17 protein-coding genes are annotated in these 19,661 nt (G+C 63.2%); 4 read left to right on the top strand and 13 right to left on the bottom strand.

All coding sequences use genetic code 11. From position 1 onward, the window contains the following. Window positions 1–31 precede the first annotated feature (31 nt). The 4 genes from MRBLWH12_RS00370 to MRBLWH12_RS00355 are packed head-to-tail and all read left to right on the top strand — an operon-like array spanning window position 32 to window position 3,690. A complete protein-coding gene (locus MRBLWH12_RS00370) occupies window positions 32–1,342 on the top strand; it encodes a UDP-glucose dehydrogenase family protein (RefSeq protein WP_363544823.1) in 1,311 nt (436 codons plus the stop codon). Continuing rightward, on the top strand, window positions 1,342–2,445 hold the full coding sequence (locus MRBLWH12_RS00365; RefSeq protein ID WP_363544820.1) for a glycosyltransferase: 1,104 nt from the start codon (window positions 1,342–1,344) through the stop codon (window positions 2,443–2,445). The genes MRBLWH12_RS00370 and MRBLWH12_RS00365 overlap by 1 nt, the downstream gene beginning before the upstream one ends. Next, window positions 2,442–2,930, top strand: coding sequence for a VanZ family protein (locus tag MRBLWH12_RS00360; RefSeq protein ID WP_363544818.1), 489 nt, complete (start codon window positions 2,442–2,444; stop codon window positions 2,928–2,930). Before MRBLWH12_RS00365 ends, MRBLWH12_RS00360 begins: the two co-directional genes overlap by 4 nt. After that, entirely contained in the window at window positions 2,923–3,690 is a 768-nt protein-coding gene (locus tag MRBLWH12_RS00355; protein ID WP_363544815.1) for a low molecular weight phosphatase family protein, read from the top strand. The genes MRBLWH12_RS00360 and MRBLWH12_RS00355 overlap by 8 nt, the downstream gene beginning before the upstream one ends. A 12-nt stretch (window positions 3,691–3,702) precedes the next feature. On the opposite strand, the gene MRBLWH12_RS00350 is transcribed toward MRBLWH12_RS00355, so the two are convergent. From MRBLWH12_RS00350 to MRBLWH12_RS00290, 13 genes are all read right to left on the bottom strand, one after another. Further along, entirely contained in the window at window positions 3,703–4,701 is a 999-nt protein-coding gene (locus MRBLWH12_RS00350; RefSeq protein WP_363544812.1) for a Gfo/Idh/MocA family oxidoreductase, read from the bottom strand. Next, window positions 4,701–5,798 carry a DegT/DnrJ/EryC1/StrS family aminotransferase gene (locus MRBLWH12_RS00345; RefSeq protein ID WP_363544810.1) on the bottom strand — a complete coding sequence of 366 codons (1,098 nt, stop codon included), beginning with the start codon at window positions 5,796–5,798 and terminating at the stop codon, window positions 4,701–4,703. Before MRBLWH12_RS00345 ends, MRBLWH12_RS00350 begins: the two co-directional genes overlap by 1 nt. Beyond that, window positions 5,795–6,403 carry an acyltransferase gene (locus tag MRBLWH12_RS00340; protein WP_363544807.1) on the bottom strand — a complete coding sequence of 203 codons (609 nt, stop codon included), beginning with the start codon at window positions 6,401–6,403 and terminating at the stop codon, window positions 5,795–5,797. The genes MRBLWH12_RS00345 and MRBLWH12_RS00340 overlap by 4 nt, the downstream gene beginning before the upstream one ends. Further along, window positions 6,400–7,704, bottom strand: a complete 1,305-nt coding sequence (locus MRBLWH12_RS00335) for a nucleotide sugar dehydrogenase (protein ID WP_363544805.1) — start codon at window positions 7,702–7,704, stop codon at window positions 6,400–6,402. Before MRBLWH12_RS00335 ends, MRBLWH12_RS00340 begins: the two co-directional genes overlap by 4 nt. Window positions 7,705–7,799: 95 nt before the next feature. Then, window positions 7,800–8,282 (bottom strand): hypothetical protein, encoded by a 483-nt coding sequence (locus MRBLWH12_RS00330; RefSeq protein ID WP_363544802.1) that lies wholly within the window; start codon window positions 8,280–8,282, stop codon window positions 7,800–7,802. Window positions 8,283–8,704: 422 nt separating this feature from the next. Next, complete coding sequence (locus MRBLWH12_RS00325) at window positions 8,705–9,907, bottom strand: O-antigen ligase family protein (RefSeq protein WP_363551269.1); 1,203 nt, start codon at window positions 9,905–9,907, stop codon at window positions 8,705–8,707. Between the two features lie 279 nt (window positions 9,908–10,186). Then, window positions 10,187–11,305, bottom strand: a complete 1,119-nt coding sequence (locus MRBLWH12_RS00320) for a hypothetical protein (protein WP_363544799.1) — start codon at window positions 11,303–11,305, stop codon at window positions 10,187–10,189. A 106-nt stretch (window positions 11,306–11,411) separates the two neighbouring features. Beyond that, on the bottom strand, window positions 11,412–12,941 hold the full coding sequence (locus MRBLWH12_RS00315) for a hypothetical protein (RefSeq protein ID WP_363544796.1): 1,530 nt from the start codon (window positions 12,939–12,941) through the stop codon (window positions 11,412–11,414). Then, window positions 12,938–14,218 carry a lipopolysaccharide biosynthesis protein gene (locus MRBLWH12_RS00310; RefSeq protein ID WP_363544793.1) on the bottom strand — a complete coding sequence of 427 codons (1,281 nt, stop codon included), beginning with the start codon at window positions 14,216–14,218 and terminating at the stop codon, window positions 12,938–12,940. Before MRBLWH12_RS00310 ends, MRBLWH12_RS00315 begins: the two co-directional genes overlap by 4 nt. Then, the gene (locus tag MRBLWH12_RS00305; protein WP_363544790.1) at window positions 14,215–15,333 is read right to left on the bottom strand and encodes a glycosyltransferase family 4 protein; all 1,119 of its coding nucleotides are present in this window, start codon (window positions 15,331–15,333) and stop codon (window positions 14,215–14,217) included. Before MRBLWH12_RS00305 ends, MRBLWH12_RS00310 begins: the two co-directional genes overlap by 4 nt. After that, complete coding sequence (locus MRBLWH12_RS00300) at window positions 15,330–17,213, bottom strand: sugar transferase (RefSeq protein ID WP_363544787.1); 1,884 nt, start codon at window positions 17,211–17,213, stop codon at window positions 15,330–15,332. Before MRBLWH12_RS00300 ends, MRBLWH12_RS00305 begins: the two co-directional genes overlap by 4 nt. Then, window positions 17,213–18,325, bottom strand: coding sequence for a polysaccharide pyruvyl transferase family protein (locus MRBLWH12_RS00295; protein WP_363544784.1), 1,113 nt, complete (start codon window positions 18,323–18,325; stop codon window positions 17,213–17,215). The genes MRBLWH12_RS00300 and MRBLWH12_RS00295 overlap by 1 nt, the downstream gene beginning before the upstream one ends. Continuing rightward, window positions 18,322–19,653 carry an ATP-grasp domain-containing protein gene (locus MRBLWH12_RS00290; RefSeq protein ID WP_363544781.1) on the bottom strand — a complete coding sequence of 444 codons (1,332 nt, stop codon included), beginning with the start codon at window positions 19,651–19,653 and terminating at the stop codon, window positions 18,322–18,324. The genes MRBLWH12_RS00295 and MRBLWH12_RS00290 overlap by 4 nt, the downstream gene beginning before the upstream one ends. Window positions 19,654–19,661 lie beyond the last annotated feature (8 nt).

The raw sequence follows: 19,661 nt of genomic DNA, 5'->3' as shown, positions 1-19,661 counted from the left end.
TATCGACGCCCCTTGGAAAGAGGAACGTATCGTGCGATTGTCGGTCATCGGCTGCGGCTACCTGGGAGCTGTGCACGCTGCAGCCATGACGTCGATCGGTCATGACGTGGTGGGAGTCGACATCGACCCCCGCAAGATCGACGCGCTCACGCGGGGTGAGGCGCCGTTCTTCGAACCGGGGTTGCAGGACATCCTCACCGAGGGCATCGCATCTGGCCGCCTGACGTTCACCTCTGACATCGCTGCCGCCGAGGGTGCCGCCGTGCATTTCATCGGCGTCGGGACACCGCAGCAGCAGGGCGGGCACGCCGCCGACCTCAGCCACGTCAACGCCGCCTTCGATGCGCTCCTGCCCTATCTGCGCGAGGGCGACGTCGTCGCCGGCAAGTCCACCGTCCCGGTCGGCACCGCCGCCGAATTGGCACCGCGGGTGGAGGCGACCGGTGCGACGCTGGTCTGGAACCCGGAATTCCTCCGCGAAGGCTGGGCCGTGCAGGACACCATCGATCCCGACCGGCTGGTCGTCGGTGTTCCGGCGACCCCCGCTGGCGAACGGGCAGCTCAAGTGCTCCGGGAGGTCTTCCACCCGGCGGTCGCGAAGGGCACGCCGTTCCTCGTGACGGACTACGCGACGGCCGAGCTCGTCAAGGTCGCAGCGAACGCCTTCCTGGCGACGAAGATCTCGTTCATCAACGCGATGGCCGAGATTGCCGAGGTCACCGGCGCCGACGTGACGCAGCTGGCCGAGGCTCTCGGACACGACGACCGCATCGGCAAGCGGTTCCTGGGCGCCGGAATCGGCTTCGGCGGCGGATGCCTGCCCAAAGACATCCGCGCGTTCGCGGCACGGGCAGAGGAACTGGGACGCCGCGAGTCGGTCGCCTTCCTTCGCGAGGTCGATGCCATCAACATGCGCCGCCGTGACCGCGCCGTGGAACTGGTCGTGGAGGCCCTGGGCGGCCTCGTCTTCGGCAAGAAGGTCGCCGTGCTCGGAGCCGCGTTCAAGCCGTACAGCGATGACGTGCGCGACTCCCCCGCGCTGGATGCCGCCGTGCGGCTGAACGGCCTCGGGGCCAACGTCGTCATCACCGACCCGCAGGCGATCGCGAACGCCCGGCGACTGCATCCGCAGCTCTCCTACGAGGCCGATCGCGATGAGACGCTGCGCGGAGCGGATGCAGTGCTCGTCGTCACCGAGTGGGACGAGTACCGGCGCCAGATGTCTCCGCAGCACGCCGCGTCGCTGACGCGCGGTCAGGTGATCGTCGATGGCCGCAACTGCCTCGACGCTGCCGCCTGGCGCGCCGCCGGATGGACGTACTACGGCATGGGCCGACCGTAGTGACAGGCCTTCTCGTCCACGAGTGGATCGAAGCATCCGGTGGAGCGGAGCAGGTCCTCGAGGCGATGGCGCGGGCGTTCCCGGACGCCGACATCCAGTGCCTGTGGGATGACGCGCCCCAGCGGTTCGCCGACCGTCGCGTGTTCGAGACATGGCTGGCCCGCACGCCGTTGCGGCGGCACAAGGCCCTCGCACTGCCGGTCACGACAGGCGTCTGGCGGCGGCTTCCCTCTCGGGAGGACTACGACTGGATGCTGATCAGTTCGCACCTATTCGCCCACCACGCGCGCATGGTCGGTCGCGACGTTCCCAAATTCGTCTACGCGCACACGCCGGCTCGATACATCTGGAACCCCGAGCTGGACGAGCGCGGCGAGAAGAAGATCGTGAAGGCCGTGGCCCCGCTGTTCCGACGTCTCGACCGCAGACGCGCGCAGGAGGCGACGGCGATCGCCGCGAACAGCGCCTTCGTGCAGGCTCGGATCGCGCAGGCCTGGGAGCGGGATGCCGTCGTCATCCATCCACCCGTCGCCGTCGACCGCATTCGTGCCCAGGCCGACTGGCGAAATATCGTGACCGGCGACGAGCGGCGAGTGCTCGACGACCTCCCCACGCCCTTCGTCCTCGGCGCTTCGCGCTTCATCCCGTACAAGCGCCTTGATCTGGTCATCAGAGCGGCCGAGAGAGCCGGTCTCCCCGCGGTGATCGCCGGCCGCGGGCCGGAGGAGGCACACCTTCGCGCGGTGGCCGCCGAGGCACGAGTGCCGGTTCGCATCGTCGTGTCGCCGTCGGATGCGATGCTCTACGCACTGATGCAGCAGGCCGGTGCGTTCGTCTTCCCGCCCGTCGAGGATTTCGGCATAGTGCTCGTAGAGGCGCAGGCTGCGGGGACCCCCGTCGTCGCCGGTCCCGTCGGGGGCCAGATCGAGGCGATCGAGCCGGGTGTCAGCGGCGTGATCGCCGCCTCGACCGACGTCGCCGACCTGGCGGTGGCCATCGAGACTGCTCTGGGACTGCCGCGCTTCGACGCCGCGTCGGCGACCGCACGATTCCGCGAAGAGCGCTTTGCCGACGCGATCCGCGCTTTCGTGGGAGTCTCATGACGGGTGGCACTCACCACCCTGGGCCGCTGAGCCCGTCGAAGCTCCCCGTGCTCAGGGACGGCACGCTCGCCCGCGTCCTGCTCGTCCCCTACCTGATCGCACTGCTGCTGATCACGTGGCTCCCCGAAGGCGACGCGGCGAAGGTGACCGGAATCGTCGCGACGCTCGCTGCGTGGCTCGAACCGCTGGGTGTTCCGTTCGCTCTCGGCTACCCGGCGCTGGAGTTCATCGCGAACGTCGCACTGTTCATCCCGTTCGGCCTCCTGAGCGCGCTCGCCTGGCGGACGGTTCCGCTGTGGTGGATCACTGTGGCCGGATTCTCGGTGAGCTGCGTGATCGAGCTCGTGCAGTTCATGCTCCCGACCCGGTTCCCGACGATCTCCGATGTCGTCGCGAACACTCTGGGTGCGGTGATCGGATGCTGCGCCGCCAGGCTGATTCCCCGTCTTCACAAGGGACTCGCCCTACGCTGGAGGAATGAGTGAATCCGGTTCTCAGAATCCCCACATCGGCCTGAGCCGCCGTCAGCGCCGAGAGCTTCTCGACGCGCTCAGCGCGCCGGCTCCGCAGGACTCACTGATCACCGGCGTACCCGCGATGACGCCTCCTCCCGCGCCGACGCCGCGTCCTGTCGCCTCTGAGGCGCCCGCTGACGCCCCCACGGTGCTGATGGTGTGCACCGGGAACATCTGCCGCTCGCCGATGGCTGAGGCCCTTCTCCGTGCCCGCCTCAGCGACCTCGGCGTAAGTGTGCACAGCGCGGGCACGCATGCCCTCGTGGATCACGAGATGACCGAGCCCGCACAGGTGCTCGCGGTGGGGCTGGGGGCGGCTCCTGTGGATGCGGGGGCGCACCGCGCCCGCTTGCTCGTGGAGCCGCTGCTGCGCGACTCCGACCTGGTTCTCGCGATGGCGAGGGAGCACCGCACGCACACGGTTCAGCTGATGCCCAACGTCTTGCGACGTGTGTTCACCATCCGCGAGTTCGCCCGGTTGGCTTCCACGCTCTCGTCCGATGACGCCAGAGCAGCGGCGAACGCGGCCGGCGACTCACCTCGCGAGCGGCTGCGCGCTGTCGTCAACGCGGTCGGCGCTCAGCGAGGGATGACCCCCACGGGGAGCCCCGAGGATGACGACGTGATCGACCCGTACCGCCGGTCGCAGAAGACGTACGATCTGTCAGCGTCGCAGCTCGCGCCTGCACTCGACGAAGTGGCCCGGGTGCTCCGGGCTGGGTTGAGCTGACCTCTGCAGGCTCTACGCCAACGGACGCAGCGTCTGGGCGGTGCCGGCGCGGGCGGAATCGAGGGCGGCCTCGACCACGACCAGCGTCCGCTGCCCCTGTTCCATGGTGACGAGGTCGGTCTGCTTGCCGAGGACTGCGTCCCGGAATGCTTCGTGCTCGGCTTTCAGCGGCTCGCGTTTCGCGAAGGCATAGCGGGTGACGTCGCCCTCTGACACACCCCGGAAGCTCGAAACAGATTCCCATTCCAGCGGGATGGTCCCGTTCGCGTAGAAGGTGAGGTCTCCGGTGGACGTGTCGGCGACAAAGGCGCCCTTCTCCCCGGTGACGACCGTGAGGCGCTCCTTCATGGGGCTGAGCCAGTTCACGATGTTGTTCACGATCACGCCGGATGCTGTCCGCCCGGTGATCGTGATCATGTCTTCATGCTCCCGGCCGCTCTTGAACGCGGTCTGCGCGAACACGATCTCGTAATCGGACTGCACCACCCACGCCGTGAGGTCGACATCGTGCGATGCGAGATCCTTCGCAACCCCGACGTCTGCGATCCGCGATGGGAATGGACCTTGCCGGCGGGTGACGACCTGATATACGGCTCCCAGTTCGTCTGCTTCGATCCGGCGACGCATCTCCTGCAGCGCCGGGTTGAAGCGCTCGATATGCCCAACGGCGCCAACCAAGCCCGCTGCGGCAAACGCGTCGACCATGCGTTGGCCCGCTTCGATGCTGTCCGCGATCGGCTTCTCGACGAGCGTGTGCACACCGGCAGCGGCGAGCTTCAAGGCAGCGTCTTCGTGGAACCGTGTCGGGACGGCGACGACCGCGATGTCGATGCCGACGTTGATGAGCGCGTCGATGTCGGCGAGGACTGGCAGATCTCCCGCGACGCCGTGCGGGTCTCCGCCCGGATCTGCGATCGCGACGAGATCGACACCCTCGACCTCACGCAGCACGCGGGCGTGGTGGCGTCCCATCATGCCGACACCGAGGAGACCGGCACGCAGATTGACCATCAGGCACCCGCCCCGGCGACCGCGTTCACAGCGGTCACGATGCGCTCCAGATCACCCTGGCTCAACGAGGGATGCACCGGCAACGAGACAACCTCGCGGGCGGCGCGTTCCGTCTCGGGCAGATCCAGCCCCGGCGCGAAATGCGCGAGCGACGGCAGCCGGTGGTTCGGGATCGGGTAGTACACGCCCGCGCCGACCTGGTGCTCATTCTTGAGCGCCGCAACGAACCCATCACGGTCCTCCGGCACTCGAATCGTGTACTGGTGGTAGACGTGCACCGCGCCGGCGGCGACCGGCGGCACGACGACGCCGCGCAGGTTCGCGTCCAGGAATGCCGCGTTGTCCTGACGGGTCTTCGTCCACGCGTCGACCTTCGTCAACTGCACCCGGCCGATCGCGGCGTGGATGTCGGTCATTCTGGCGTTGAACCCGATGACCTCGTTCTCGTACTGCCGCTCCATGCCCTGGTTGCGCAGCAACTTCACCTGACGCGCGATCTCGGCCGTCGCCGTGGTGACCATGCCGCCCTCGCCGCTGGTCATGTTCTTCGTCGGATACAGGCTGAACATGGCGAACTCACCAAACGAGCCCACCGGGCGGCCGTCCAACGACGCCCCATGCGCCTGCGCCGCGTCCTCATACAGGGCGACGCCACGCTCGGCGGCCAGCGCTTCCAGTTCCCGCATCCGAGCCGGGTGGCCATACAGATGCACCGGGAGAATGCCCTTTGTCCTCGGCGTGATCGCCGCCGCCACCGCCGCAGGGTCGAGAGAGAACGTGTCCGGTTCGATGTCGACGAACACCGGGGTTCCTCCGGTCAGGGCGACTGAGTTGCCCGTCGCGGCGAACGTGAACGACGGGACGATGACCTCATCCCCCGCACCGACCCCAGCCGCAAGTAGACCGAGGTGAAGGCCCGCGGTACCCGAGTTCACCGCGACAGAAGGACGCCCAGGAACGAAATGCGCCGAGAACTCCTCTTCGAAGGCCGCAACCTCAGGGCCTTGCGCGATCATGCCGCTGCGCATCACCCGATCAACCGCTTCACGCTCCTCATCACCGATGATGGGCTTCGCCGGGGGAATGAACTCGCTCACACGATCTCCTTGGTCAATGTTCCGTTGGTCTCCACGTAACGTGCACCCGACACCGGACACACCCACGATCCTTCACGCTCACCCGCAGTGAGTGGCACGCCGGCCTCGCCGACCCATCCGATGCGCCGCGCCGGCACACCGACGACCAGCGCGTACGCGGGCACGTCCTTTACCACGACGGCTCCGGCCGCCACTGTCGCCCACGCGCCGACCGTGACGGGTGCGACGCACGTCGCCCGCGCCCCGATCGAAGCGCCGCGTTCGATGGTCACGCCGACCGGCTCCCAGTCGTGAGCGCTCTTCAGCGAACCGTCAGCATTGATCGCGCGCGGATAGGTGTCGTTCGTCAGCACGACAGCCGGCCCGATGAACACACCGTCTGCGAGCTTTGCCGGCTCGTACACGAGCGCATAGTTCTGGACCTTGCAGTTATCGCCCATGATGACGCCGGTGCCCACGTATGCGCCGCGCCCGACGATGCAGTTCTCGCCGATCTGGGCACCTTCGCGAACCTGCGCGAGGTGCCAAATCGAACTTCCGGCGCCGATCTTCGCCTCCGGCGAGACATCAGCGGAATCGACGATCCGCACATCTGCAAGACTCACGCAAGAACCCCCGGAGTGCCGATGACGATGCGCGGAGTGCCCACCCACAGTGCCGCATCCGTGGCTGCTCGGCCGTCGACGAGGAGTTTCACGCCCGGAAGCTGTGCCGGGCCGATTTGACGGTAGTCAGCGTGATCGGTCTGCAGGACCGCGACATCAACTTCCGTGCCGAGCTCGTAGGGATCGAATCCGAGTCGCCGGAGCTCCTCATCGTCGTACAACGGATCGTGAACGACCACCTGGGCGCCGCGCGACTTGAGCGCATCAACCGTTGGGAAGACGCCGGAAAACGCCGTCTCCTTGACGCCTCCGCGGTACGCGGCGCCAAGGACCACAGCCCGCAGTCCCTCCAACGACCCCAGCACCCCCTCCGCCTGGGCGACGAGTCGCTCCGGCATGGATGCATTGAGGAGGCGAGCCGTACGGACGATGTCGGCATCCTTGTCCGTCGACAGGTACAGACGCGGATAGACCGGAATGCAGTGTCCACCGACGGCGATGCCCGGACGGTGGATATGACTGTAGGGCTGAGAGTTGCAGGCCTCGATCACCTGATAGACGTCAACTCCGTTGTCGGCCGCGAACAGGGCGAACTGGTTCGCGAGGCCGATGTTCACATCGCGATACGTCGTCTCGGCAAGCTTCGCCATCTCGGCGGCCTCGGCCGAGCCGAGATCCCAGACACCGTTCGGGCGGACGAGGTCGGGACGCTCATCGAACTGCAGCACGGCCTCGTAGAATTCCCGCGCGCGGCGAGCGCCCTCCTCCGAGAGCCCACCGACGAGCTTCGGATACTTGCGCAGATCGGCGAACACTCGTCCGGTGAGCACCCGCTCCGGAGAGAACACCAGGTGGAAGTCGCTGCCCTCCTTCAGCTTGGACCCCTCTTCGAGCATCGGCTTCCAGCGGTCGCGGGTCGTGCCGACGGGAAGCGTTGTCTCGTACGACACCAGGGTCCCCGGCGTGAGATGCTCCGCGAGAGACGTGGTTGCGGCGTCCATCCATGCGAAGTCCGGCTCCCAGGTCTCGTCATTGACGAAGAGCGGAACCACGAGCACGACGGCATCCGCACCAGGAATCGCCTCGGCGTAGTTGGTGGTCGCACGCAGCCGTCCTGCGGGAACAAGCTCGGACAACTTCTCCTGCAGGTGCGCTTCGCCGGGGAACGGTTCAATCCCCTGATTGATGGTGTCGACTGCCTTCTGGTTGACGTCGACGCCGATCACCTCATGACCGGAATCAGCGAACTGGACGGCAAGGGGCAGGCCGATCTTTCCGAGGGCCACGACGGCAATACGCATGAAAACCATCCTAGGTGTTGCCCCTGTCGGCGGACGTCGGGCAGGAGTAACACAACGCGGTCGTCCTCAACGGAGTCGCGTGATCTCCAGCCAGCTCAAGGAGTTCCCGCTGGCGGCATGTCAATGTATTCGGCGACGCTCACGACGAAGTTGTTCGAGCGGTCGGGATCGGTCAGAGCCCAGCCCTCCATGACCTCCACCGTGAACGGCATGACATCCGTGAACCAGAGTCCACGATTCAGAGTGCCGAACACGAGTGTCATCACCTGGTTCAGGTACATCCCCTCGCCATCGAAGGTCATAACAGTGACGTTGCCGGTGGTGACCGCATACAGCAACGCTGGAAAGACCTCAGCGATCTCCATCGTCGCGCCGCCGAGAAGACGGTTGTCGAAACTCACGCGCACCACACCGAACATGTTCCCAGCTGGGGAGTATAGATCGAACACGGTCGGCAATGCCAAGTTGTACCCTCGCAGCCCGTCCGGACTGACGGCCGTCAGCGCTTCACTGGCAGACCTGGCAGAGATCTGAAAATCGACAAACGGACTCGCGGCGGCGAGCGGGGTAGAGACCACGGCGGCGATGACCGGAACTGACCACACGGCCGCCTGGAGTGCTGTGCGGCGGGAGAAGCCGTGAGGTGTGCGGGATTCAGTATCAGACACGCCGGGGCTCCTCTGATCGCGATGACAGGATCTCGTCGTTCGGCCTCAGGCTAGCGGAGGTGCCGCTGGGGCGGTCGACGATGTCGAAGGCCGGGAGTGGGATCGCATCTCCTTCACCGGATGGATCGGCGCCGTGCCGGTGTACTCCTGGGTCGCGCCCGCCAACGAAATCAACCCGCCACAAACCCGAATGAACCTCAACAGCGCTGTGCGTGTTCTCGAACGCCCGACCTACCGGGCTGAGCCACACAAGGCGCAGCAGAACTCGTCACAATCCTGGCAACAGGAATCATTGCCTCGAATCCCCAAGAGAAGCATGGGTGCTTGAGCGATCAGCGGGTTCCCTGGGTGAGCAAGATGCCCACACTCTGCTTCTCGTCACCCGCTGGAAGTCGGGGCGAATCCGTCGTTTCGGGCTTGTGCAGCAGGAACGGGAAGATGAGAAGCACCCACATCAGGCGGTTGTCGTTCACGTCGCCGGAGACGAGGGAGTTCGCGAAGGCAAAGACGAACAAGACGAAGAATGCGGCGGGTTGAGCGGCGTCCGACGCGCGCACATACCGGATGAAAGCGACGATAGCGAGGAAGACAAACGCGGCGCCCGCTGCCCACCCTGCCTCGAGGGTGATCTCGATGACGCTGTTGTGTGGATACACGGTCGTGGCGTCTTTGTCGCCTCCGTATTTGACGATGCGGCCGAAGTACCCCCAGCCACCCCCGAATGGCACTTGAGGTATGTGCTGCAGGGCCACGTCCCAGAAGGTGGTGCGTGCGCCGGCTGACGTGTCGGTACCGCCCTCGATGAACGTCATGATGCGGTCGAGGCCGCCGTTCTGCGTCTGCGAGGCGAAGTAGCCTCCAGCGCCGACAACCCCGAGGGTGAGAATGATGGATCGGAGACGCCTGCGCCCGAATGCAGGCGTGACGAGCAGCGCGACGATGACGCCCACGGCTGCAGCGATGATTGGTCCTCGCGCGCCGGTGTTCAGGGCGGTGAGGATCATGAATCCAGCGAGCATGATGAGCAGAATCCGCGCGATGGGTTTGCGATCTCCGATCATTGCGCGGAGGACGACAACAATCACACCAGCGAGGATCAGGCGGGACGTCGCGATGGTGTTAGTGCCGGGCAACGTGACGACGGTGCTCCACGCGGCCGGCCGCTCAGGCGCAATGGTGACGAGCACCGTAACAATCACGGCGATCACCGCGAGCGTCGTAAGGAACGCTGACCGCTGCCGTTCATCTCGCAGCACGAGTGCGGCGGCGAGCATCCCTAACAGCGTGAGCGTGTAGAAATGGAGCGCCTTCTCGTTCCCATAGGCTGACGCGTACTCAACCAGACCCAACACGGTCGTCACGACGAACGCGAGCGGCACCCAGAACGCCAACGGGATGAAGTTGCGGTGGAGGATCGCGCTTACTCCCATGACGAGGACAACGACTGCGGCGAGCAGTGTTAGATCCACAGGCATCCAGGCGAGGAGTGGGTGCGACTTCAGCGAGCCGGCGCAGACGAGAACTGCCAACGCCACGGCACCCAATCGGGTCGCGGGGCGATCGCTTTGCATCAGACCTCCATCCATGTCGCTGAAACTCCCCCGAGGCTACCCGATTCGCACAACGCAGCAATCCAGCAGCGCCAGACGCGCGAGCGAGACCAGTCGTCTACCTGCACCGCGTTGCCCCAAAGCTCGGACGGCGGGCGAGATCAGCCCTTCCGCACGAAGCTCATATATCGAGGGCTCTGGGCGTCATGCTGCACTCATGTTATTTGCACATCTGGCCTCGCATGCACACGACAGTATGAGCCGCTACAAACCCCGAATGAACCTCACCAGCGCTGCACTCAGGCGGCGCACACGTGCTGCCACCGAAGCAGCGCCTGGTCGCGTCGGGTGTTCTCGAGCTCCCGCCATCCCCGGCTGGGGCCACACGAGGCGCAGCAGAACGCGGGGCTTCTGTTTCCAGGGCACGAGCATCCAGGCCTTGGCATACCGGCGTGCTCCCGATGCCGTGGTGCGCCACGCCCAGTCTCGCGGCTGCTCACCTGGGGGAATTTCGACAGATGGGTGCGTAACTTGAAGCAGGTCGCGGAGTACGTACGTCGCGCCGAGTTGCTCCACGGCGCGGACGACGTCATCTCCAGCGGCCGCGAGCGCATGCTGAGCACCCGCTCGCTGGACCGCACTCGGTGGGCGACCTGCGATCGGCCGAACGTCATGAAGTGCGGCGATGACGGCATGAACCGCCGTCGATGGAAGGTCGACTTCTCGACTGGCGAACGTCCACTTCTCTGCAGACAACCTCACGCGATCAAACGCTCGCATTGGTTCGATCGTCATGCCTGGAAAGCGCGTATGCACGTCGATTGCACAACCCCAGCCGCCCGGATTGAGAGTCAGTGAATGTGCCACGCCAGTCCCCGTGAGCGGCGAGTACATCGGAGTCCACCCCCAGGCCCTCATGGCTTCGGCGAGGAGAAGATCGTCACCCGGTCGCACCCAACAATCGACGTCCCCTGAGTGCTCGCGAACTCTCAGCCCCTGCACGTGAAGAGCGGGCCCCTTGATGAACAGCACCTCGATCTCAAGTTGCGATGCAACCTTGGCGATCAGGGCGTAGACCAGTTCATGATGGACAGACAAGAGCCACGGTCGGCTGATCGTCGTGGTCGCCCCTTCGGCACTATGAGTCGGGGCCGCGAGATTCATTTTCTCAAGCTCGTGAATCACAGCGGCCGAATCAGCCGTCAGCTGTGAATCGTCGATCGTCTGTTCCGCCAACAGGCGCAACATGTCGGCCCCAGCGCCCCAGAGGAACCGGGGTTCGGCGGGAGTACTTGGACAAACGATCAACTCGAAGCCTTCTTCGGCTAGCTCGTGCCCACGAAGGTCCAGGGCTCCCGCGAAGGTAGCGCCCCAACGCGTCATTCGTCAGCTCCGCACGATCTCGAATCGACCAGTACGCGCCGTGTCGAGCGCAACTTCGCTGACCGCGATGGTGAGTTGGTGAGGTCGTTCGGGCCAAGTCCGTCGGTCATGATTCTCTCGAACGCGATTGGGGGCGAACGGCCCGGGTTGCAACGCCGGCTGCCCGTTCAGCAACCGCAGAGGTATTTCGCCTCGCTGCGGGGAAAGGCCTCCCCACGGGGGAAGTCTGCTGGCTCTCTCCGCTGGCGCTTGGGCTGGCACCGGGGCCCCATCCCCGCCTCGGCGCGAGAGCAAGAAGGATGACCATGGCCAAGAGACCGTGAGAAAGCATGGATGTCAGAATCGACGTGTTCGATAGCGCAACGGCTGGCATTACGACGACGAGAGAAGATATCACGGTGGGCAACCCATGCGCGGCACGGTCAAGAATCCGGAGGAACACAAGCAAGACGATGCCGGCACCGAATACACCGAACCAACCGAAGTGAGCATACCCATCGGCGAAGAGATTGGCGTTTGCCGATAGCTCCGGGGAACCTGACACCCAATATCCGATCATTCGCGCGGGGCCACGGGGATACGGCGGGTTTGGGAAGAACGGGGCAAGCACCGAATGGGACAGCATTTCATAAGGACCGTCACCGTAGAACGACAAGTACTGCTGAGAAAGCCGCGCCGGTGTGATAAGAAATCGCCGCGCGAACAAGGACGACCAGACAATCCCGTCTGACTGCACATCCAAGGCAGCGGCGACCAGGATTAGCCCGGACGAGCCCCAAATGAAATTGAGCGCGCGAGGGCGGAGGTTAGCACGGAACATAAGCGCCACGATCACCAGCGCCGGAACGCTGAACAAGACCGTCTTGAATCCAGTTCCCGAATAGATGACGAGCTGTCCGAGCACACCGACTGCGACGAGAGCCCAGCGACGCGACATCAGACCTCGCGCCATGATGAGCGGGTTGACCACATTTGCCTGTGTCGAGACGAGGTAACCAAGCAGGCCTGCGCTCGACAGAGCGTCCGCATAGTCCTCTCTCACGTCGTAGACGTCGAAGATGGACAGGAATCTAAGGCTCAGCCCCGCTTCGGCCGCAAGGTAACCGTAGACCAGAACAGAAAATGCGACTACCACGATCCAGAAGGTTGTGGATGTCGGGCGGGGGAACAACGGACGTCGGACAGGACGCGCACGCACCCCGAGGCACACGACCCCGAATGCCGCTGCGAAGCCCAAGGACATGAGTACGGCGTCCTGGAACTCAAGGACGCCTCCATAAGTGCTCATCAAGATCGTCGGAGCGATCGTGACCGCGTAGAGAACCCACAGAACGGCTGACGATGGGCGCGTCAATCGTTGCGGCAGCATCCATGCAGTCGCAACGGCAATCATGAATGTCAAAAGGACGAACGGCAACGGAGCCGGCACATACCGCTGGCCCGCGTAGGCGAACGCCGGCTGAATGATCGATTGATACGTCCAATGGAGCGTAAATGCATACGCAAGAAGAGCTGCAGGCACGCCCAACAGGTTGCGGACGATCAACAAAACGAAGCGCTTCTCCTTGCGCTTCTTGCTCGCCAAAGCCGTGCGGCGGAACATCGCCGAGTCGGCTGAAATCTTTGGCGAGCTCAATCGTCGTCACCCCCTGAGGCATCGGTCACTCGGTCCCGAGCGGTGGCGGCGCGCACCACGAGCAAGAACATGGCTGCATAGCTTAGTAGCTGCACAGCCGTCCACGCCGAAAGCGCCCAGATCATCTCGAGGTGCAGGACGTACGCAACGACGATCGCGCCAGCCGCGCCGACGGCTCTGCCGACGTCCCATGCGAACTGCTGTGCTTGATGCTCAAGCAGCACGAGACCACGCGAGACAGGAACCACGATGAACTGTGCGAGGTAGGCGACAACCACTACTTGGGCGTACACACCAGATCCGCCCCATTGCGCTCCGAATATCAGGACGAACAACCAGGGCGCCGTGATCACCACCACGAGAGCGGGAACGATCCCTAGCAGAGCCTGATTTCTTGCCAGCACGAGGACCATTCGCCGTAGCCCCGGCTGCCCGGTTCGTAGGCGCTGTGCGAAAGTGCTCTCAAAGTGCTTGCTGACCGCATCCACGATCATTCCTACCGGCGCCGCCAACACGCGCATCGTCAAGGCGAACAGGCCTGCCTCCAGGGCCCCGTATAGAGCGACGAGAAGCAGCGCAGGCAGCTGAAGGCCGATGGAGTTGATTGCACTCGACCAGGTGTTGACCAATGGGAATCGCTTGTATCGCCAGAGCACAGCAGACATCGGCGCGATTTCGGTCGCTGCGTCGCTCCGCACGCCACCGCGCCGCCGACGTATGCCAAGACCGAAAAGCCCAGCGGTCCGCCCCACCGCCAGGCTCGTTATCAGTCCGAGGGGCGTCGCGCTGAGCATGCCGATGCCGACGCTCCAGAGCGCCTGCGCGATTCCCTGAGAAGCATTGCGAACTGCCAACCCAGAGTAGTCCTGCCGGCGCACAACCCATGCCGACACCAGCGCATTCAGACTCATCGCGAAAAGGCTTACCGGGATCACCCACCAGTAGCTCTCCAAGATCACCACTCCGGAGAGCTCAGCCAACGGGCGACGAGCGAAGTAAGCAACGAGCGTGATGAGAAGCGTGACTACCGTCATGGTCAGGAGACCAAGCTTCACAAGCGCGCGTGCATCCGCATCTTCACGCGGAAGAACTACTGCACGCTCCCAGCTGAAGGTTGCGACAGAACCGAGGACGGCGCATACGGCCGTCACCATGGCGAATGCCCCGAAGTCCGCCGGAGTATATAGACGAGAAAGAATCGGGGAAACGAGCAGTACGGTTCCTTGACCGATTAGCGTCCCAACGAGGATTTTCGAGACCGCGCCGCGGAAGATCACGAGCGTCGAGCACCTCTATCGGGAAGCGCGCTGTACGCCTGAATCAACTGCTTCGCCTCGCTCGCCCAATTCAATGATTCGACCGCAGCGCGCCGCGCGTTGGCGCCGTGCTGCGCCAGGAGCGCAGGATCATCGGCGTAGCGTCGCACAGCACGCGCGATTGCGGCCGGGTCTCGCTGATCCACCACCTGCCCGCACTCGTGGCGATCGATTATGTCTCGCCACAGCGGAAAGTCCGAGGCGATTACTGGGACGCCGGCCGCGAAGTATTCGAACATCTTTGTGGGCAAAGCATCGACGTAGGCGGGGGTCGCCTGCAACACCGCGAATCCGATGCGGGCGCTGAGCAGCAGTTCTCGTGCTTCTTGAGGTGGAAGCACCCCGAGATACTCGACCTTCTCCCAGCCTGGGTTGGCGGCCAACCGTTCATGAAGCTGAGCAGGCATGGAACCCGCGAGCCGCAACATCCAGCCCTGTGGCATATCAGGGTGTGCCATCGCCTCAACCATGACGTCTGCCCCGCGCGCCCTGCCGATAGCCCCGATGTACACCATCAGCGGATCTCTGGACTCAACGGCAGGGGCTGTCGCCTCGTTCTCGAGGAGCGGCGGGAAGTTGCGAACGACAGTAGTCTTCGACGACGGGAATCGGGATGCCACTTGCTCGGTCGCGGCAATCACCGCGGTGCTCGTGCCAGCCAGCCAACACAGAGCGCGAGCGGCCCCCACCAGTATCGGCCGGGTTACGGCATTCGTGTACGGCTTGTCCAAGACCTGAACGGGCAGATCCTCGTGAGCATCGTAGACAACGGTTCGTCCCAGCACACGCAAGAGCGGGATCGCCCAGATCAGTTCTGGATCATGCAAGTGGACGATACGCGCTCGCGTCGACAGTGCCATCGCGACTGCGCGCGGGGCCGAAAAGAGCACCCGCCAGGTTCGCCGGAGGCGAGGAAGGGTGCGAACTCGGACGTCGCCGGGAGGCGGTGCGTCCGCGGTCGCAACCGCGACAAGAGTGACGTCGTATCCCGCGTGCGCAAGACTCGTGGCTTCACGGAAGTGGATCCGGTTATCGTTCCACGGATGTGCCGATGAGACATGAACCACTCGAGTCATGAGGTGATCAGCCTATCGAGTGAGGCGCTCAGCTTCGAAGCAAGTACCTGATATGAGTACTCCGTCAGTACATGCTCTCTGGCTCGACTGCCCATTTCGTCACGATCCTTGTTGTTGAGGCGAACGACGTGGACCATGGCTTCAGCAAGGGCCTCGACGTCGTCCGCGGGTACGGTGATGCCAGCTCCGGCGTCCTTGACTGGATCATTGAAGGCGCTGCTTCCAATGATGATGGGACGACCCGCGAGCATGTAGTCGAACAACTTGTTCAGGCTGATCCCGTACTTGTAAATCGGTCGGTCCCGCAGGTTGACGACCAGACAATCAGACTGCCTGGCACGGTCGATCACCTCCGAGCGCGGTATGCGTTCTTCGAACCGGATCCTTTCTCCATACGGAAGCTTCTGCGCTGCCTCGATGAGCGAGTCCCGCAGTGGCCCAGCTCCGACCAAGCGGAACCGCAGGTCAGTGGATGGCATCAACTCGCACGCACGATCGAAAGCCGCCAAGAGCGTATCGAGGGCATTGGCCCTCCCATGAGCGCCGAGGTACATGAAGGTGAATCCGCTGTCGTCACGTGGCTCAGCTGGGAGGCCCTCAGCAGCGAGGGACGGATCGGTCCCGTTAGCGATCCAGACAAAAGGAGTGCTGACGCCATTCTCCGAAAGATAGCGACCCAATCCTGGCAGGGGAGACAAGACCAAGGAAGCTCGTTTCGCCAGCGAAAGCGAAAACGACTTGATCGCTCGCGCCAACATTCCGTTTTCTCGCAGAGCGCCGAGGTCGACAAGCGTCTCTGGCCAGATGTCCCTGACCTCGTAGACGAAGGGTACGCGATAGCGTTTTGCTAGCCGGGCGCCTGCCCATGCTCCGAGAAGGTGCACCGTGCTCCCGATCACGACGTCAGGCCGCTCCAATCCTCGCGTGTTTGGTCGGAACAACACCCCGAGAGTGAATACAACCATCCCCACAAGACGAGTCACGCCTGAACGATACGAGTTCGACCAGACCCATAGACGATCCACTCCGTTGTCGTCGGCCCGCCGCGTGAGCGCAAAGCCAGGGAATAGTTGGCGCCCCGACGGATGCTGAGTCGTCGCAGCAATGACAGTCGTCTTCCAACCGGAGCTCAATAAACAACGAGCAAGCGAATAATGGCGGCCGCTGTTGCCACTCTCAGACTTCGCCGAGGCGTAGTGATTCACCACCCACACGCGAGGGGCTCGGGTAGGCTCGGGTGTCCGGTGGAAATAGTGATCGGGCAGACCGCGGGTGACACCGACATCGTCGATTGCCTTCAGATCATTGCCCATAGTGATGTCGCTTGGCCGAAACACCGCAAGGACCGTCCGCCACAGGATCGTAAGATCGAGGCGGGCCGAGACATTGTCGACATATTCGACGTCGAGATCGAATCGCCTGCTGAAGGGCACACGGTTACGCCCAGATACTTGTGCCAGCCCCGTGACGCCGGGTTTGACATCATGCCGGCGAGCATGATGCGCCGAGTAGTACGGCAGATACTCAGGCACCAAGGGGCGGGGCCCGACCAGACTCATCTCGCCCCTGAGTATGTTGAGCAATTGGGGAAGCTCGTCGATCGACAGTTTGCGCACCGTCTTCCCGAGAGCGGTCAACCGATCGCGGTCGGCCAGCAAGCGTCCTTCACGATCACGTGCATTCGTCATCGTGCGGAACTTGATAACTCGAAAGAGCTTGGCATCCTTGCCCGCCCGCGGGTGGGCGAAGAAGGGATTCCCCTTGTTCTGAATAGCGAGAGCCATCGTCACGAGGATGAGAAGCGGAGACAGCGCGATCAGCGCGATCAGCGCGATCAGCACATCGGCGAACGGTTTCACCACAGCTGAGTAGGTCTTCATCACAGCACCGCGGCCAGTTCGTCGAAAGTTCGGTCGAGAGATGCAGCCATGAAGTCGCGGTACGAGCGCAAGGCGACCGGGTTGTCTCGTTCCGCGAGGAGGCCAGTGAGCGCCGCTGGGATGTCTTCAACGGAGCGGATGAACATCCCTGCTCGCATCTGCAGCCCGAAGAGGTCCTGAAACTTGGTTCCTGGCCATTTGTTGAACACAGCGGCAGGGATCGCGCAAGCGAGAGCGGTGATGGCAACGTGCAAACTCGATGACATCACCACTGTCGCCCCCGCGACGATACGAAGGATCTCGAATGGCTCCAACTTCTCGTCCGGCATCTCGATCTCGCCGCCGGCGGCATCGATGATCGGCTGCATCGAGGCACGATCGTTCCACAGGTGTATCACCGGGACAAGCACGACCCTGAGGCCCGTTGCATCCTTGAACTCGCGCAACATCTCCGCAATTCGCGAGCACTCAGCCTCAGTGATGTTATGAAACTGGAAGACCGCGTAGGGCTCCTCCGGAGCGGTCAAGGCGGCCGGAGGGGACTCCAGCCCGCCGGATTCTGGACGAAGTAGGCGCGGGAACAGCCACCCAAGATCCGGCGTGACACGAATACGATCATCAACTTCGAGGTACTCCCCGCCTTCGAGAATCTTCCGTGACAGCACTCCTCGTACGGAAATGAAGTCCAGTTTGTCTAGTGTGGCAGCGACGCGGGATGGGTCAGCCTGGTCCTCAAATGGGCGAACCCCAACTGAAAGCCACGTCTTAGTTCGCGACTGGAGGTCAGCCCAGTCCCAGACCACATCGGACGCTCGTCCCGATGGCACGCTGACGCCCCGCCGCTCGTAAATCGGGTCCCAGCTGCGCCGATCAAAAAAGTGAACGACTTCGCCACCCGCCAGCACGAGTGCATCGTACTTGCCGTCGATTTCGTCTCTGTCATAGGCGCGGTACCATTCATCCCCCACGCGAGCCTCGGTAGGCGAGATGAAATCCACGATCAGGTCGTCACGACGCAGTTGCAGTTCGCGTCGCACGATGTGCGAGAAAAGAATGTCTCCGTAGTTGTCGATATCGGCAAAGGAGAAGATGGCAACGCGGGTGAGTGTCACAGCGAATGCACCAACCCTTCCACAGCATCCACGTCGAAGACCGGAATGCCTCGAGCCTCGGCCACTTCGCGGCGCTCCAGATACCAATTGTCGATGAAAATTGAATCTGCCTGTGTGATGAAGTCCGACTTCTTATCGTCCGCTCCGAGGTGGATGATCTCGTCGAACAACTTCGGGTCCAGACGATGGGCACGCAAGACGCCATCAGGGTCCACGACGGACTTGGTAATCAGGACGAGCCGCTTTCCGCTGGAGATTGCCAGGTAGAGGAACCGGACAAGATCGGCGTTCACACGGCCATTGATGACGAGCGTGTCGTCGAGGTCGACATAGATATGGGCGAAGCTGAATGTATAGCGATAGTGATTGGTCGTTGATCTGAACATCTCGACCTGAAACGGGCTTGAAGAGATCTCCACTGGCCTGCCCAGAAGGTCGAAGACAGTCAAGAGAGGGAGGTTGACTCCCTTGTGGCGGAAGAATCCTCCGCTGCCGGGAGCTCGGGTGGAGACCTCGAGCAACTTGAGCGTGCCGTCCTTGGCCTCCTTGAGCTGGAAGAACCACAGACCTTGTAGGGTCATCAACTCATTGATGCGCTCTGCAACGGCCGCAATCTCTGGGGTGGTTGCGGCCTCGCGACTGCGGAACGAGATGCCCATGCGCACTTCCACACGCTCGCGGGTGCCGACGAAAAGCAAGCGCCCCTCGCTGTCAGTGAAGCACTCAACGGTGTACTCCCTCCCCGGAAGATACTCCAACACCAGCATCCCAGGCTCTCGCTGGACTGCTTCTAGTTCCTCCCGATCCTGCACCATGCGCACTCCTTTGCTGCCCTGCCCCACATCGGGCTTCGCGAAGAGCGGGAACTCCGGTTCATCGACCGTCGGATCCAGCACGTCAGGACAAAACTGCTCGCCGCGAAAAAGTTCATACGTGTGCGCCTTGTGGCGGCAGACAAGATTCGTCTGAAGGTCCGAGTTCGGAATCCTGGCGGAAATTCGATCGGCATTCTCGGCGAGGAAAAGTGCTGCTGAGTCATGTGTCGGGAATATCACGTCGATGCTATTCACGTCGATCAGCTCGTTTAGCCGCTCCAAGAAGTCTGGTGCACTCATCTCGGGGACACTCAGTACCGGCTGGTCGTAAATCAGGCCGCTGATGTCGTCCCGACTAGACGCCGCCAATGCGTTGATGTGCACGGAGTTGCGGATCGCGCGAAATACCTCAATTGCATTCTCGGCACCAGCGGGAAAGATGAGGACGTTGATCTTCTTGATCTTAGATTCGCTGTCAATCGACATACCGCGTTGCTCCACCGTTTCATTCATTGATCTCT

Origin of the sequence: Microbacterium sp. LWH12-1.2 (assembly GCF_040675825.1) — a bacterium.
Classification (GTDB): Bacteria; Actinomycetota; Actinomycetes; order Actinomycetales; family Microbacteriaceae; genus Microbacterium.
This window is presented reverse-complemented; position numbering and strand designations above follow the sequence as displayed.

What these genes read in the sequence shown, in the direction of transcription:
- MRBLWH12_RS00335 (WP_363544805.1), bottom strand. Translation starts at nt 7,704, where the DNA reads ATGCGTATTGCCGTCGTGGCCCTCGGAAAGATCGGCCTGCCCCTTGCC.
- MRBLWH12_RS00320 (WP_363544799.1), bottom strand. Translation starts at nt 11,305, where the DNA reads ATGACGCGTTGGGGCGCTACCTTCGCGGGAGCCCTGGACCTTCGTGGG.
- MRBLWH12_RS00290 (WP_363544781.1), bottom strand. Translation starts at nt 19,653, where the DNA reads ATGAATGAAACGGTGGAGCAACGCGGTATGTCGATTGACAGCGAATCT.
- MRBLWH12_RS00350 (WP_363544812.1), bottom strand. Translation starts at nt 4,701, where the DNA reads ATGGTCAATCTGCGTGCCGGTCTCCTCGGTGTCGGCATGATGGGACGC.
- MRBLWH12_RS00360 (WP_363544818.1), top strand. Translation starts at nt 2,442, where the DNA reads ATGACGGGTGGCACTCACCACCCTGGGCCGCTGAGCCCGTCGAAGCTC.
- MRBLWH12_RS00300 (WP_363544787.1), bottom strand. Translation starts at nt 17,213, where the DNA reads ATGAAGACCTACTCAGCTGTGGTGAAACCGTTCGCCGATGTGCTGATC.
- MRBLWH12_RS00355 (WP_363544815.1), top strand. Translation starts at nt 2,923, where the DNA reads ATGAGTGAATCCGGTTCTCAGAATCCCCACATCGGCCTGAGCCGCCGT.
- MRBLWH12_RS00305 (WP_363544790.1), bottom strand. Translation starts at nt 15,333, where the DNA reads ATGACTCGAGTGGTTCATGTCTCATCGGCACATCCGTGGAACGATAAC.